Source organism: Arthrobacter sp. E70, assembly GCF_058266945.1.
The window spans coordinates 240,990-256,190 of record NZ_JBYQFR010000005.1; the positions used below are offsets into that span (position 1 = coordinate 240,990).

13 protein-coding genes and 1 pseudogene are annotated in these 15,201 nt (G+C 66.8%); 6 read left to right on the plus strand and 8 right to left on the minus strand.

The genetic code is table 11. The features are described 5' to 3' along the window. Positions 1-53: 53 nt before the first annotated feature. Positions 54-923 carry a sirohydrochlorin chelatase gene (locus AC3IMC_RS08430; RefSeq protein ID WP_490918002.1) on the minus strand — a complete coding sequence of 290 codons (870 nt, stop codon included), beginning with the start codon at positions 921-923 and terminating at the stop codon, positions 54-56. Between the two features lie 61 nt (positions 924-984). Here AC3IMC_RS08430 and AC3IMC_RS08435 point away from each other — a divergent pair, with 61 nt between their 5' ends. Both AC3IMC_RS08435 and AC3IMC_RS08440 read left to right on the plus strand, forming a co-directional pair. Then, on the plus strand, positions 985-1,638 hold the full coding sequence (locus AC3IMC_RS08435; protein WP_490918004.1) for a trimeric intracellular cation channel family protein: 654 nt from the start codon (positions 985-987) through the stop codon (positions 1,636-1,638). A gap of 51 nt (positions 1,639-1,689) precedes the next feature. Beyond that, positions 1,690-2,118 carry an SMI1/KNR4 family protein gene (locus AC3IMC_RS08440; RefSeq protein ID WP_221386346.1) on the plus strand — a complete coding sequence of 143 codons (429 nt, stop codon included), beginning with the start codon at positions 1,690-1,692 and terminating at the stop codon, positions 2,116-2,118. A gap of 124 nt (positions 2,119-2,242) precedes the next feature. Here AC3IMC_RS08440 and AC3IMC_RS08445 read toward each other — a convergent pair whose 3' ends face one another. From AC3IMC_RS08445 to AC3IMC_RS08465, 5 genes and pseudogenes are all read right to left on the minus strand, one after another. Further along, the gene (locus tag AC3IMC_RS08445) at positions 2,243-2,770 is read right to left on the minus strand and encodes an endonuclease domain-containing protein (protein WP_490918100.1); all 528 of its coding nucleotides are present in this window, start codon (positions 2,768-2,770) and stop codon (positions 2,243-2,245) included. Positions 2,771-2,929: 159 nt separating this feature from the next. After that, positions 2,930-3,064, minus strand: a pseudogene (locus AC3IMC_RS08450) (type IV toxin-antitoxin system AbiEi family antitoxin domain-containing protein); the annotation flags it as partial. A gap of 414 nt (positions 3,065-3,478) precedes the next feature. Beyond that, complete coding sequence (locus AC3IMC_RS08455; protein WP_490918006.1) at positions 3,479-4,579, minus strand: polyprenyl synthetase family protein; 1,101 nt, start codon at positions 4,577-4,579, stop codon at positions 3,479-3,481. Continuing rightward, positions 4,576-5,907 carry a geranylgeranyl reductase family protein gene (locus tag AC3IMC_RS08460; protein ID WP_490918008.1) on the minus strand — a complete coding sequence of 444 codons (1,332 nt, stop codon included), beginning with the start codon at positions 5,905-5,907 and terminating at the stop codon, positions 4,576-4,578. Before AC3IMC_RS08460 ends, AC3IMC_RS08455 begins: the two co-directional genes overlap by 4 nt. 5 nt (positions 5,908-5,912) lie before the next feature. Then, positions 5,913-6,686 carry a demethylmenaquinone methyltransferase gene (locus AC3IMC_RS08465; protein WP_490918102.1) on the minus strand — a complete coding sequence of 258 codons (774 nt, stop codon included), beginning with the start codon at positions 6,684-6,686 and terminating at the stop codon, positions 5,913-5,915. Between the two features lie 116 nt (positions 6,687-6,802). Between AC3IMC_RS08465 and AC3IMC_RS08470 the strand changes: the two genes are divergently transcribed. The 4 genes from AC3IMC_RS08470 to AC3IMC_RS08485 all read left to right on the plus strand — a co-directional run bounded on the left by AC3IMC_RS08470 (position 6,803) and on the right by AC3IMC_RS08485 (position 11,165). Beyond that, positions 6,803-8,203 (plus strand): isochorismate synthase, encoded by a 1,401-nt coding sequence (locus AC3IMC_RS08470; protein WP_490918010.1) that lies wholly within the window; start codon positions 6,803-6,805, stop codon positions 8,201-8,203. A 240-nt stretch (positions 8,204-8,443) separates the two neighbouring features. After that, a complete protein-coding gene (locus tag AC3IMC_RS08475; RefSeq protein ID WP_490918012.1) occupies positions 8,444-9,397 on the plus strand; it encodes an ABC transporter substrate-binding protein in 954 nt (317 codons plus the stop codon). Between the two features lie 35 nt (positions 9,398-9,432). Next, positions 9,433-10,392: an amino acid ABC transporter permease gene (locus tag AC3IMC_RS08480; RefSeq protein ID WP_454481724.1), complete on the plus strand. Its 960-nt coding sequence runs from the start codon at positions 9,433-9,435 to the stop codon at positions 10,390-10,392. Then, positions 10,389-11,165, plus strand: coding sequence for an amino acid ABC transporter ATP-binding protein (locus AC3IMC_RS08485; protein ID WP_454481726.1), 777 nt, complete (start codon positions 10,389-10,391; stop codon positions 11,163-11,165). The genes AC3IMC_RS08480 and AC3IMC_RS08485 overlap by 4 nt, the downstream gene beginning before the upstream one ends. 60 nt (positions 11,166-11,225) lie before the next feature. On the opposite strand, the gene menD is transcribed toward AC3IMC_RS08485, so the two are convergent. Beyond that, positions 11,226-13,022 carry a 2-succinyl-5-enolpyruvyl-6-hydroxy-3-cyclohexene-1-carboxylic-acid synthase gene (menD, locus tag AC3IMC_RS08490; protein ID WP_490918013.1) on the minus strand — a complete coding sequence of 599 codons (1,797 nt, stop codon included), beginning with the start codon at positions 13,020-13,022 and terminating at the stop codon, positions 11,226-11,228. A 109-nt stretch (positions 13,023-13,131) separates the two neighbouring features. Further along, a complete protein-coding gene (locus AC3IMC_RS08495; RefSeq protein WP_490918014.1) occupies positions 13,132-15,198 on the minus strand; it encodes a PhoX family protein in 2,067 nt (688 codons plus the stop codon). Positions 15,199-15,201: the final 3 nt, after the last annotated feature.

The window sequence follows — 15,201 nt, forward strand, 5'->3', positions numbered from 1 at the left end:
CATCGACTGTAGGGCGCCCCCGAATTACGTCACAAAGGTCCGGAAACGCTAAGTCACCTAGGGAAATATTTCGTCACGAAACGCCGGAGGGCCTTGAAGAAGCCACCCTGCTGTGCATCCGGGGCCTGCTTCCCGGACGGCTCCGGACCGGCCCCGGCGCGGACCGCCGGTTCGGGCGCGGAGGGCGTTTCGTTCATCCTCGCGACGGCGGCGTCGTACCTGTCCAGGGCGATTTCGGCGAGCACCGGGGACGGCAGCAGGGGTTCGGTGACAAGGTCGGCTCCGGCCTTGGCCAGCTGGTCGTGGAAGTAGCCCGGCGCCAGGAGGTATGAGGCAACCACAACGCGCCCGCCGACGTCGACCGCTCCCGCGGACTCCCCCGCGCCGGCACCCCCGGCAAGCTCCTCCCGAAGCATCGCGACGGCGTCGGGCACGGAAGGCTGGGCGGAGGCACCGTAGGCCGCCACGATCCGGTTGGACCGCAGTTGCTGGAGCTGGCCCAGCAGCTCCTCGACGCTGACGGCGGCGTTGGGGTTGGACGAGCCCGCGGCCGCGAGCACGATCACGTCATTGTCGGTGGTCCCTGCCTCGCGCAGGCGCTGGTCCAGCAGTTTCGCCAGGCGCGGGTCCGGGCCCAGCGGTGCGGCCGCGGCGCTGCCGGGACGGCTCTTCACGGCCCGGGCAATGTCCACTTTCACGTGGTACCCCACGCTCAGCAGCAGCGGCACCACGACGGCGGCCGCCCCCTCTGGCAGGCCCGCCACCACGTCCACCAGGTCGGGCTGCTGGACGTCCACGTAGGCTTCCCGGACGTCGAGGCCGGGGCGCAGTGCCGCGATGGCGGCGCGGAGGGCGTTGACCTCCGCGGCCCCCTGTGCGTTGGACGTCCCATGGGCGCAGGCGATCATGATGGGGCTGTTCATAGGGGCTAGCGTAACGTTGGAGCCGCCCTGTCCGCCCTCTTTGAAAATGCCGGGACGCTCCATGACATTCGCCTTTGACAACTCCCCGGTGTGGCTGGACCTGCTGGGTGTGTTCTTCTTTGCGGTCTCGGGCTCGCTGCTGGCGGCGCGGAAGCAGATCGACATTGTCGGCTCCCTGCTGCTGGCTTCCCTGGTGGGGCTCGGCGGCGGCGTAATCCGCGACATCATCCTCGCGGTGGTCCCGGCGGCGTTCACCAATCCGGCCTACCTTGCGCCGCCGGTGCTGGCCACGGTGCTGGTGTATTTCCTGTTCTCCAGCGTCCAGCGCTACACCTCCCTGCTGACCCTGTTCGACGCCGCCGGCCTGGCTTTGTTCTGCATGACCGGCACACTCAAGGCGCTGGCCACGGGCCTGAATCCGGTGGCGTCGGTGCTTTTGGGCGTGACGACGGCGGTGGGCGGCGGCCTGCTGCGTGACATCACCGCCAACGAGGTTCCCGAGCTGTTCAACCCGAAGGACATTTACGCGCTGCCGGCTTTTGTGGGCGCCTCGCTCACCGCCTTGCTATGGGTGCCGGGGGTCTTCAACGTCCTGACGGCCGCTCTTATCGCGGCGCTGGTTTTCACGTTCCGCGTCCTGGCGTGGCGGCGTTCCTGGCAGGCTCCGCTGGCCGTCCGCGGATGGCACCGGCGGCCCAGCGACCCAGGGAAGTGAGTGCCTCCCGGGTGTCATTTTGGGTGGGTCCGGATTAGCTAGGATATGAGCATGACTGACATGTTCCTCGAGAAGTTCAAAGCGCTTGTTCCGAAGTATCTCGAGGATGAATGGCAGGAAGAGGATGGGCTGACGCCGGAGGAACTCGACTCCGCGCTTGCCGAGCACCAGTTCCAGATTCCTCTGGTCCTCCGGGAGTTCTACCTCGCCCTGGGCGGCTGCGAGGACCTGATGGAGGCCTACCACTACTTCTGGGACCCCGAGGAACTCGAAGTCGATGACGAGGGCTTCCTTATGTTCCTCGAGGACGAAGAGGAAGCGTTCACCTGGGGCTTCCGCGTGGGCGACCTCAGCGTCCCGGACCCCATCGTGTACCGCCGCAACAATGCCCGCGGCCAGTGGAAGTCCGAGGAAGGCACCTTCTCCGAGTTCGTCTTCGACATGTTCGAGTGGGCCTTCGAGGAAGAAGCCGAGGAGTAGGGCCTGCTGGCTTCTGAGCTGCACTCGCTGGGCGGCTGAATTTCCCCACCTTTGGGGGCTTCCGACGGCGTGTCCCCCGGTTTTGCGGTGCGTCGCTGACTTCTGAGGTCAAACCTGGGGAAATTCAGCGGATGACCCTGCCCCGGAGCACCTGCCAGACCTCGCCGATGACCTTTTCCGGGTGATGAACCACGTCTGCGTAGCCGTACCTCAACACCGCGTAGCCCGTGAGGGTGCTGGCGTTGTTCCTTGCACGGTCCTTCTTGACCTGGCGGGGCTCCAGGTGGCTGCTGCCGTCTATCTCGACGATCAGGAATCCTTCCAGCAGGAAGTCAACGAAGCCAATTCCGGGCAACTCCACCTGGGTTTGCGTGAAGATGCCCTCGGCACGGAACAATAGGCGCGCGACCACTTCAATGGGTGAGTCGGCTGTCCCATCCACCAGGTTCAGCACTTGCCTGGCGGCTCCGTTCCGGTTCCCCGGCAGCCGCTGGTGCAGGTAGGGCAATGTGGTTACGCCCTGCCGGACAGCACTCTCCACCATCACGGCAGCCTCAACCTCCGGCAGGCAGCGCAGGCCGTGAATGAGAATATCGGTAACGCTTGCAACGGGTTCCGCGGTTCCATGCGGCACCAGGGTCTCGCGATGCACTACCGCGTCCGGAGGTCCGGCATGCCGGCAGAGCAGGTGGACCTTATCCGGCTGGTGCAGCAGCCACAACCCCCGGTGGGTAGCCCCGGAGGCGCACGTTAGCAGCCCGTTAGCGAGGACCGCGGCAACTAGATCCCGGGGTGCTTGCGGCAGCGCGAGAACCCCGTGCCTGAGACGGCGGACATGGCCGGATGCCACCGCATTGCGGATGTCCCGGTCCGAAAATCCCGCTCTCAGAATGGTGGCAGTGCGGGCAACAGAGCCGGCGTTGTCGAGGAATCGGCAAAGATCCATAGAGCCAGCACAGCGGGTGGACTCTCCGGCCAGAAGGCATGAAGCCGGCTATGTGCGTAACCTGGCTGGCTGGGATTCCCCAAGTTTGAGGAGCCCTTGCGGCCTGTCGCCGTGCCGCGCCGGGAGCTGGCGGCCTCCTGCTCTGAAACATGGGGAAACCCAGCAGGAAAACCTCATGACAGTTCCCGTAAATCAGGGCTTGCATATTGTGACAAAGCTGTCATAAGCTATTCACGGATCCGCTAAACGCCTCCGGCGGGTCTGATGCGAACGGAGAGATAGCCCCGATTCACAGCAACTTCGGTTGATGCGGACCGGGGCTATCCCGTTAAGCGGGAAGGCCGGCTTAAGCGAAGAAGCCCGGCACCGCCTGGACAAATCCAGTGGCACCGGGCTCCAACCCGGAAGAAAACGTCAGCTGGCGCGGTCCACCACGGCCAGCGCGAAGTTGGACAGCGACTCCTTGACCACGCCCTCGGGCAGCGGGGCCAGTGCGGCGATGGCCTCGTTGGCCCACTGGCGGGCAACCACCCAGGACTCGGCAGTGACACGGTGCTCGCGCAGCCCGGCCACGGCTGCGGCCAGCGCCTCGTCGGAGGACAGGTCACCATCAATCAGCGTCAAAAGGTCGACGGCGGACTGGTCGCCGTCAGCGGCAGCGCGCCGCAGCAGCAGGACCGGCAGGGTGGGCACGCCTTCGCGCAGGTCGGTTCCGGGCGACTTGCCGGACTTCACCTTCACGCCGGTGACATCGATGACGTCGTCGGCGAGCTGGAAGGCCACGCCCACCTTCTCGCCGTACTCCACCAGTACCTGTTCGTAGGCATCGTCGGCGCCGGAGAAGATTGCGCCCAGCTGACCCGATGCCGCCACCAGGGAGCCGGTCTTGTCCGCGATCACGGACAGGTAGTGCTCCACCGGGTCCTCGTCCGGGCGGGGCCCCACGGTTTCGTGAAGCTGGCCAAGGCACAGCCGTTCGAAGGTGCGGGCCTGGATGCCCAGCGCCCGGCCGCCGAGTTCGGACACCAGGATGGAGGCGCGGGCGAAGATCAGGTCGCCGGTGAGGACCGCCACGGAGTTTCCCCAGACCTCGTGGGCCGTGGGGGCGCCGCGGCGGAACGGCGCGGAGTCCATGACGTCGTCGTGGTACAGGGTGGCCAGGTGGGTCAGTTCAACCACGACGGCGGCCTGCACCACAGCGGGCAGGGATGCGTCTCCGAGGTGGGCACAGAGCAGGGTCAGCAGCGGCCGGATGCGCTTGCCGCCGGCTTCCACCAGGTGCCGCGACGTCGCGTCAGCCAGGGGATCCGAGTTGGCGATGGCTTCGCGGAGCTTCTTCTCCACCTTCGCCAGGTTGGTGGTGATGGCCGGGCCCAGTTCGGCGTCCCCCGCAATGGCAGCAAAGCCGGCCGGGAGCTGCAGGCCGGTGGCGATGGCGGTGGTGTTGAGGCTGGGTTCGGAGTCCGGCAGGCCGTGCCCGGCGTGCGTCCAGCTGTGGTCTGCGGAGTTGGTCACGGGTTAACCCTAACTTTTTGTTGCGGATACCGCTGATTCGTAGCTGGCGATGTATTGGCTGTGGCCGGAACCAGCGACTCCAGGACACGGATCACCCTGTCCTCGAAGCCCTTCGCGGAGGGGTCCGTGAGGTTCGCCAGGAGCCGGACCACGAACCGCATCAGCAGGGGGATCGGCATGCCGGTCCGCAGGGCCAGCTTCATGACGGAGGGCTTTCCGATCAGCGCGGCGAACGCCCGGCCCAGGGTGAAGTGCGATCCCCACTGGTCCCGCACGTAGTCCGCGTACCGCGAAAGGTGCGCGTCGGCGTCGTACGTTCCTCCTGCAGCATATGTGCGCGAGGAGGCGTCGATGATGAACTCAGCGGCGAAGCGTGCCGATTCCATGGCGTAGGAGATGCCCTCGCCGTTGAACGGTGAGACCATGCCGCCGGCGTCGCCCAGGAGGAGCAGGCCGGGCGAGTAGTGCGGGGTGCGGTTGAAGCCCATCGGCAGCGCCGCGCCGCGGATCTCCCCCACCTGGTTCTCCGGCGTGAAGCCCCACTCGGCTGGCATGCCTGCCGTCCACTCGCGCAGGACCTGCTTGTAGTCGAGCTTGCCGAATTCCTTGGAGGAGTTCAGGATGCCCAGGCCCACGTTGGAGGTGCCGTCGCCCACGCCGAACACCCAGCCGTAGCCGGGAAGCAGCTTGCCGTCCCGGCCGGGAAGCTCCAGCCAGCCCTCCATCCAGTCGTCGTCGGTCCGGGGCGAGGTGAAGTACGTTCGGACGGCGACGCCGAGCGGACGGTCGTCGCGCTTCTGGATGCCGAGTGACACGGCCGTGCGGGTGGAGTTCCCGTCGGCGGCGAGCACGACGTCGGCATGAAAGTCGCGCGTTTCCCCCGTCTTGCGTCCGGACTCGTCCAGGAGCGCTGCGCGGACTCCCGTGACGCGGCCGGCGTCGTTCCGCAGGGCGTCGGTAACGCTGTGCCGTTCCAGGATCGTTGCACCGGCAGCCTCGGCGTGGCGGGCAAGTTCCTCGTCGAAGCCCAGGCGGGTGCGGATCAGGCCGTACTGCGGGAAGTCGGAGACCTCGGGCCAGGGCAGCTCAATGGTGCGGCCGCCGGCGATCAGGCGCAGGCCCTTGTTGCGGCGCCAGCCGTCGTTTTCCGGATGCGGCAGGCCGAGCTTCTGGATCTCGCGGACGGCGCGGGGGGTCAGTCCGTCGCCGCAGACCTTCTCGCGCGGAAACGCCGTCTTTTCCAGGACCGTGACCTCAAGGCCCGCCTTGGCGAGGTAGTACGCGGCTGTGGACCCGGCCGGGCCCGCGCCGACAATCAGTACCTTCACGCCGGTCAGCGGACGATGTTGCGGCGCAGCTTGGCCACCGGGCCCTTGTGCGCGGCGATGGCGGCGGCGGCGCTGTCCGCGGCATCGGCCGGCTTGAAGGCGCGGTGGACTGCCACGATGCCGCCGGTGAGGTTGCGGTAGGTGACCTTTTCCCAGCCGCTTTCCTGCAGCCACGCGGCCAGGTGGTCCTGGTCCGGCCAGGCGCGGATGGATTCGGCGAGATAGACGTAGGCGTCCGGGTTGGAGGCGACCTTGACGGCGATCGCGGGCAGGGCGCGCATCAGGTATTCGGTGTACATGGTGCGCCAGAGCGGGACCACGGGCTGGGAGAACTCGGCGATGACCAGCCGGCCGCCGGGCTTGGTGACGCGCAGCATCTCCTGCAGGGCCTTCTTGGGCTCGTTCACGTTGCGCAGGCCGAAGGAGATGGTGGTGGCGTCGAAGGTGTTGTCCGCGAACGGGAGGTTGGTGGCGTCACCGGCGACGAAGTTGATGTCCGGGCGGCGGCGCTTGCCGACCTTGAGCATTCCCAGGGAGAAGTCGCAGGCAACGACGTCTATGCCGGCGTCGGCATATGGCTCGCTGGAAGTCCCCGTTCCGGCCGCCAGGTCCAGGACCCGCTGGCCCTTGGAGACTTCCATCGCATCCACCACGATCTTCCGCCAGCGGCGGGTCTGCCCCATGGAGAGGACATCGTTGACGACGTCGTATTTCGGTGCGACGTCGTCAAACATCGTGGCTACTTCGTCCGGACGCTTATCCAAGGATGCTCGGTTCACCATGACATTGTCTCAAATGTTCCGAAGGGTCCTTACCAGCCCGAATCCACCCCGGACGTGGCCACTCTTGGGCCCTAGGAAGCCCGCAGGGTGCTCGGGAGTAGTGTTGTCTCATCATGACGAGCACGTTCCGCACCTTGACAGTCCCCCTGGATGGCAAAGCGTTCCCCGGGGGGCTGCCTTCGTTTCTGGTCCGGGACGATGTCCTGTGCTGGTCCCGCCGCGAAGCCGGACTGGCTGGCTTCGGCGAAATTGCGCGCTTCAGCGCCACCGGACCCGACCGGTTCCTCGAGGCCGATATTTGGTGGCGGCACCTGGTCCTGGAAGCCGAGGCCACGGACTCCGTGGAGCTCCCCGGCACCGGCCCCGTAGCTTTCGGTTCGTTCGCTTTCTCCAAAACCTCCTCCTATGAGTCCAGGCTGATCGTGCCCGAGATCGTGGTGGGCGTGCGGGACAACCAGGCGTGGCTCACGCAATTGACGTTCGACGACGGCCCGCTCACCGAAGAGACGGCCCTCGCCGCCCTTGGCCGCTGGCTGGGCAGCAGGCCGGCCGGCACCCTTGGCGCAGAAAGCACGACGGCGGCAGCGGACTCCGCCGGGGACGGACCCTGGGGCGGCGGGGCTGCCAAGGCGGGCGGCGCCGTCGTACGCCCCCTCCCCCTGGCCGCCGGGGCAACGCTTCACACCGGGTCCCTCAGCGAGGAGGCCTGGAAGGATGCCGTGGCGGCAGGCGTTGCTGAAATCCGGACCGGGGCGCTGGAAAAGCTGGTGCTGGCACGGGACGTGGTGGCAACCATTCCCTCGGGCGTACATGCCGCGGACGTGCTGCGTGAACTGGCCGCCAGATACCGGGAATGCTGGACCTACGGCGTGGACGGGCTGGTGGGCGCCACCCCTGAGATGCTGATCCAGGTGGAAGGCCGCACCGCCCAGGCCCGGGTGCTGGCCGGCACGCTGGACCGCCGCGACGCCCACGGCGACGATGGCCCGCCGATGGAATACGCCACGCGGGTGCTGGCCGGGTCCGAAAAACAGCGGCATGAGCACGAGATCGCCATCCACTCCCTCACGTCCCAGCTGGCACCGTTCTCGGAGGCGATGAACGCCCACGACGAACCATTCATCCTGGAACTGCCCAACGTGTGGCACCTGGCATCGGACGTCAAGGCGGAGCTTGCGGAAGTGGAAGGCCACGTACCCACGTGCCTGGCACTGATCAATGCCTTGCACCCCACGGCGGCCGTCTGCGGCACGCCCACGCTGGTGGCCGGGGAGCTGATCCGCAAACTGGAGCACCTGGACCGCGGGCCCTACGCCGGTCCGGTGGGCTGGCTGGATGCCGCCGGCAACGGCGAGTGGGGCATCGCGCTGCGCGGTGCCGTTATCGAATCCCCTGAGACCGTGCGGCTGTATGCCGGATGCGGCATCGTGGACGGATCGCAGCCGGAGGCCGAACTGGCGGAGACGTGGGCCAAGTTCCGCCCCATGCTGGAATCCTTGGGAATCAACAGCTAGGGGCGCGGCCCGACCAGGCAGCAGTTAGTGGCGTTTTGGGCCCCCAGAACGCCATCAACTGCGACCTTGTTGGGTACTAAGTCTGGGATAACAGACGAATCCCGCTCCGGAAGGCTTGATTTTGCCCCCGCTACAGTTATCCAATAGTGAAACTTAGTTGCGTGTGACGTACCTCTCTTGTTGAGCGTTACACTATAAGCCGCGTTAGTACCTCATAGCCCCTGCAACAAAAGGTAAGAAATGCAGACTCCCCGTACCCTCCTGGGCACTTCCAAGCTGACCGCCGCCACTATGATCGCCATCAGCGCCCTGGCCCTCTCAGCATGCACCAACGCCTCGGAAACGGGTCCCTCCGGCGCGGCCTCCCCTTCGGGCAGCGCCAGCGCCAGCTTTGATCCCAGCACGGTCAAGAAGGACGACGCCCTGGCCGCCATGGTCCCGGACGCCATCAAGTCCAAGGGCACCATCACTGTCGGCTCGGACACGAGCTACGCTCCGGCCGAATTCCTTGGTCCGGACGGCCAGACTCCTGTTGGCTACGACGTGGACATCGCCAAGGCCATCGGCGCCACCCTGGGCCTCAAGGTCCAGGTCCAGACGGCGGAATTCACCGGCATCCTCCCCGCCCTCGGCCCGAAGTACGACCTGGGCATTTCCTCGTTCACCATCAACCCTGAGCGCCTTGGCGCAGTGAACATGGTCAGCTACTTCAACGCAGGCACCGCGTGGGCCGTGAAGAAGGGCAACCCCAACAAGTTCTCCCTCGACGACGTCTGCGGCAAGTCCATTGGCGTCCAGACCGGCACCGTCCAGGAGGACCCGGACCTGGCCGACCGCAACAAGAAGTGCGTTGCCGACGGCAAGAAGCCCATCGACATCGTCACCCTGAAGAACCAGACGGACGTCACTACCCGCCTTGTCAACGGCAGCATCGACGCCATGGCCGCCGACTCCCCCATCATCGGCTACGCCCTGACCCAGACCAACGGCCAGCTCGAGAAGCTGGGCGACGTCTACGACTCCGCTCCGCAGGGCATCGCCGTGGCCAAGGCCGACACCGCCTGGGCAGACGTCATCCAGAAGACGGTCACCAAGCTGATGGAAGACGGCTCCTACAAGAAGATCCTGGACGGCTGGGGCAACTCCGAGGGCGCCATCACCAAGTCCGAAGTCAACCCGGCGGTTAAGTCTTGAGTTTTCGCGTTACCGACGAAAAGTCTGGTGTGCACATGGAACACCCTCACCGCGGGGACGCACCGGTACTGAACAAGTCAGTACCGGTGCGCCACCCGGGCCGCTGGATCAGCGCCGTCATCATCCTCGCTCTGGTGGCAGTGTTCCTGCAGAGCCTGTTCACCAACCCCAACTTCCGTTGGGACATCGTGGGGACTTACATCCTGGACGTAAAAGTCGTCCAGGGCGTGGGCTGGACCCTCCTGCTGACCGTCACGTCGATGGCACTCGCCATCGTGCTGGCCATCCTCCTGGCGTTCATGCGCCAGTCCGACAACCCGGTATTCCGCTGGTCCAGCTGGGTCTGGGTCTGGTTTTTCCGCGGTACGCCCGTATATACCCAGCTGGTGTTCTGGGGCCTGATCGCGGTCCTGTACCCCAAGATCAGCGCAGGTGTGCCGTTCGGACCGGAGCTCTTTAGCCTGGACACCGCGTCCATCGTCAACGCGACGGTGGCCGCGATCCTCGGACTTGGACTTAATGAGTCCGCGTACCTGGCGGAGATCTTCCGCGCAGGCCTGAAGTCCGTGGACAAGGGCCAGATGGAAGCCGCCGAGGCCTTGGGCATGGCAAAGGGCAAGATCATGTGGCGCATCATCCTGCCGCAGGCCATGCGCGTGATCGTGCCGCCTACCGGCAACGAAACCATCGGCATGCTGAAGACCACCTCGCTGGTCCTCGCGGTCCCGTTCACCCTGGACCTCACGTTTGCCACCAATGCACTGGCCAACCGGACATATCTTCCGGTTCCCCTGCTGATTGTGGCTGCGATCTGGTACCTGGTGATCACCAGCATCCTGATGGTGGGCCAGCACTTCATCGAGGCCTACTACGGCAAGGGTGTGGACAACCTGGCCCCGGCAGCGGTCAATCCGGCCGCCGCCAAGGCCGCTGGCGCCGGCGCTGACGCGCACCGGTCCATGAAGACGGACTTCCCCGAGGAGAGTGCACGATGACGATCACAGCAGAAAAGCCGCTGGTCAAGATCGAGGGCCTGCACAAGTACTACGGGCACCACCATGTGCTCCGGGGCATCGACATGACCGTCAAGCAGGGCGAGGTGTCGGTGGTGATCGGACCTTCGGGTTCGGGCAAGTCCACCATGCTGCGCTGCGTGAACCTCCTGGAGAGCATCAGCGCCGGCCGGATCTCGGTGGGTGGCCAGCTGATCGGCTACCGCGAGGTCAACGGCAGGCTCCATGACCTGAAGACCAAGGAGATCGCCGCGCAGCGCCGCGAGATCGGCATGGTGTTCCAGCGCTTCAACCTGTTCCCGCACAAGACCGCGCTCCAGAACGTCATGGAAGCACCGGTGCACGTGAAGGGCCAGTCGAAGGCTGAAGCCCAGAAACGGGCGCTTGAGCTGCTGGACCGGGTGGGCCTTGGCGACCGAGCCGGGCACTACCCGTCCCAGCTCTCGGGCGGCCAGCAGCAGCGGGTCGCCATCGCCCGGGCTCTGGCCATGGAGCCGGAGCTCATGCTCTTCGACGAGCCCACGTCGGCACTGGACCCCGAGCTGGTGGGGGACGTCCTGAATGTGATGAAGGACCTGGCCAAATCGGGCATGACCATGATCGTGGTGACCCACGAGATCGGCTTCGCCCGCGAGGTGGGCGACACCCTGACCTTCATGGACGGGGGCGTGGTGGTGGAATCGGGCGATCCCCGCGAAATCATTGCCAACCCCCAGCATGCGCGCACCAAGGAGTTCTTGGGCCGCGTACTCTGAGAAGCTCTAACGAAAACGACGGCCGTCGCGTGGATTCACGCGGCGGCCGTCGTATTTTCGTTACTGTCCCGAGAGCACCCCGTCGACGGCGGCAGCCACGGCTTCCTTGATGCTGGCGTGGAGCTTCCGCAGCGACCGGCGGTCGGTGCGGACCTCCACGATGCTGCGCCCCTGCACAGGACGGTCGAGCGCTTCGGCGAGTCCCGCCGTCGTGCTCACCAGCGAATGTCCGACGCCGTACGCCTTGGCAAGTGCCGCGATGTCCACGGAGTGCGGGGTGCCGAAGAGGCGCTCGACGGCGTCTCCGTAGCGGCCGGATTCCTCGACGCCGCCGTGTTCGAGCAGCCCGAAGATGGCGCCGCCGGAATCGTTCAGGACCACGATCCGCAGGTCCGGCTGCTCCTCCCCCGTGCCCAGGAGGAGGCCGCCGGCGTCGTGCAGGAAAGTGACGTCGCCCAGCAGCACTGTGGTTTCCTGGCCGCCGCCCAGGGCGATTCCGGTGGCGGTGGAGATGGTGCCGTCGATCCCGGCCAGTCCGCGGTTGGCGTACACGGTCGCGGCTGGTTCCGGCGCCGGCAGCCCGGCCAGGTCCACATCGCGGATGCCGTTGGAGGATCCCAGAAGCAGCTGGCCGCGGGCGGACTTCCACACCAGCGAGGCCACGGATGGGCCGGTAGCGGCAGCTGTCGCGGAGAGCACCCGGTCCAGTGCGTGCTGGGCCGCGGAGCTTGCCAGGAGCCAGGTGTCCAGCCAGGTGGAGCTGCCGCGGCCGGCGAAATCGGCGAGATCTGCCAGGTTTTCCAGCGGCAGTTCGGTGCGCCGCCCGGGCTCGTACCAGGCCACGGGCACGGGTTGGTACAGGGCTGATTCAACATCGGCGCGGGCCAGGAGCGCTGCCACCGGACGGGACAGCGTGGGCCGGCCGAACAGCACCACGCGCTCGATCGGCTGTACAGAACCGGCCCCGAAATGCTCCAGGAGCAGCCGGTACGGGCCCACGGCGTTCGGTCCAAACCGCGAGTTGGAGGACGGCTCGGCGAGCAGCGGCAGGTTGTGGGCGCGGGCGAACGCCTCGGCGACCGGGCCGGCGTCGTGCCCTGCCAGTACCACCGTGCGCCGCTCCGGCAGGGTGTCCGGTGCCGGCGGGAGGTTCATGACCAGCGGTTCGGTGCCCACCCGGTACCGCTGCCGCTCCACCGCCTCGGGCAGGCCTTCCTCCGGCGACGGCACCAGCGGGTCCCGGAACGCCAGGTTCAGCTGCACCGGTCCCGGCGGCAGCTCCGGAAAGGCGCCGGTGGCGGCGGACAACCCGGTTTGGATTGCGCGCTCCGGGTTGCTTCCGGCCGGGACGTCGGCTGCGAACCGGACCTGCTCGCCGAACAGGTCAGGCTGCACGGTGGTCTGGTTGGCCCCTGTCCCCCGCAGTTCGTCAGGCCGGTCGGCGGAGAGCACGATCAGCGGGACGGCGGCATGGTTGGCCTCCATCACGGCCGGCATCAGGTTTCCGACGGCGGTCCCGGACGTGGTGAGGACGGCCGCGGGCGAACCGGTGGCCAGGGCCAGGCCGAGGGCCGTGAACCCGGCGGAGCGTTCGTCGATCCGGACCAGCAGATCCACCCGGCCGGCTGCCGACGCCTCGGCCAGCGCGTACGCCATGGGGGCCGACCGCGAACCCGGCGACACCACCACGTGCCGCACGCCGCCGTCGAGCAGGACGTCGACGGCGATCCGCGCCGCGGCGAGCGAGCTCACCTCGGGGGTATCGTCGGCGGGTGCTGCCTCATCAGCCGGCGCGGCATCGGAAGAGGCGGCATCGGAAGGGGCGGCGTCGTGGGATGGTTCATTCAACGAAGTCACCAAACCAGTCTGCCACCCTCCAACGCCCGGCGTAGTTCCTGGATGCTCTATCACTTTTGGTCCCTAAACCGGGGTTTTGGGGACCAAAAGTGATAGAGCAACGGGGGGATTAGCCGCGGAACACCTGGACCACTGAGGGACGGGGCGCGCGCACCTGGCCGGGGGCCGGCGTCGTACCTGCCGCTACGTAATCCGGGAAGAAGGAGTTGGGCGCCTCGAACGTGCCGTCCTCACCCGGGTGCTGCACGGAGACGAACACGGTGCGCTCGTCGTCGTGGATGACCGGGCCGCAGGTCTCGGCGTCGCGCGGAACGGAGAGGAACTGCTCCACCTTGCCGCGCTCGGCACCGTCCAGGGTGACCTTGAAGAGGCCGTCGTTGTAGCCGATCCCGGAAGGGGCACCGTCGGTGGAGATCCAGAGGTTGCCCACGGAGTCGAAGGCCACGTTGTCCGGGCAGGAGATGGGCGAGACCTTGTCCACCGGGTAGCCGGAGAAGTAAGTGACGTCTCCCTGTGCCGGATCGCCGCAGACCATCAAGAGGGTCCAGTTGAACTTCGTGGAGGTCTGGTCGCCGGTTTCGGTGATCTCCACGATGTGGCCGTCGCGGTTCTGGGTGCGCGGGTTGACCTCGGTGGCGCCTTCCTTGCCAACCTTGCCGCGGTCCGAGTTGTTGGTGCAGACCACGTAGACCTTGCCCGTGTGCAGGCTGGGCTGGACGTCCTCGCAGCGGTCCATCTTGGTGGGGCCCACCTTGTCAGCGGCCAGGCGGGTGTACACCAGGACCTCCTCGACGGACATGCCCGGGACAGCCGACTTTCCGCCCACCACCAGGGGTAGCCATTCACCCGTGCCGTCGAACGCGCCGTCGGAGGGAAGGGCCCCCGTGCCGGTGATCTCTGCGGCGGGCGAGTTGCCGGTGAACTTGGCAACGTACAGGTCGCCCTCGGACAGCAGGTTCATGTTGTGCCTGCGGTCGCCCTCACGGTACTTCTCCGCCGAGACGAACTTGTAGAGGTAGTCGAACTTCTCGTCGTCGCCCATGTACGCCACCACGTGCCCGGACTCGGCCACGATCACGTTGGCGCCCTCGTGCTTGAACCGGCCCATTGCGGAGCGCTTCTTGGGGGTGGAGGTGGGGTCGAAGGGGTCCACTTCCACGATCCAGCCGAAGCGGTTGGCCTCATTCTCGTAGCCGGGGTTGCGGGTGTCGAAGCGGGGGTCGTCCAGTTCCCACTGGCGCGCAGTGGGCTTGGCGGTGAGGCCGTAGCGCTTGTCACCGGCGGAGGTGCCGCCGGCAACGAAGTAGCCGTTGAAGTTTTCCTCACCGGAGAGGATGGTTCCCCAGGGGGTGGTGCCGCCGGAGCAGTTGCCGAACGTGCCCTTGATGGCGCGGCCGGAGGGGTCGGCTACCGTCTTGACCAGGGCCGAGCCGGCCACCGGGCCGGTCAGTTCGTAGGTGGTATCGGAAAGGTAGCGGCGGTTCAGCGGCGCGCCCTTCACGTAGCTCCACGGCTTGGTAGTGTTCTTGCGCTCCAGCTCCACCACTGCCAGCCCATGGGCGGCGCGGCCGATGGCACGGGTCTCCGCGGCGTCATACCCGGCAGGGACCATGATGCTTTCGTTGGTGTACTCGTGGTTGGTGAACAGGACGGCACGGCGGCCCTTGCTGCCCGGGATCTCCAGGATGTCCGTGTAGTCGTTGTTGTAGCCGAACTGCCGGGCCTGGGCGGCCGCGGTCTGGTTGGCCAGGTCGAAGTCGGGCGAGTCAGCGAACAGCGGGTCACCCCAGCGGATGATGGGCTGCCAGGTGAATCCCTCGGGCACCGTGAAGGCGTCGACGGCCTTGTCCACCGGCTTGATGGCGGTGAACTCCAGCTTGGACTTTCCGAAGCCCTCCGTGGCGGCCTTGGACAGCCCGGCGGCGGAGGCGGGTTCGTTGGAGGTCACGGCGGAACCGAGGACGACGGCGAGCGCACCGGCGGCGCCCAGGCCCAGTGCGGCGCGGCGGGACATGGCGGCGGAGGCGATGTCGCGGAAGTAGCCGTTGGAGCTGGTGTTGCAGACCTCCCCGGCGCAGGCGTTGTCGCACTTGAGCGCGCACGTGACGGGGCTGCGCTTGCCCTTGGTGTGGCCGAGCATGGGCAGCAGGGTGAACTTGCGGGCTGTTTCAGACATGGG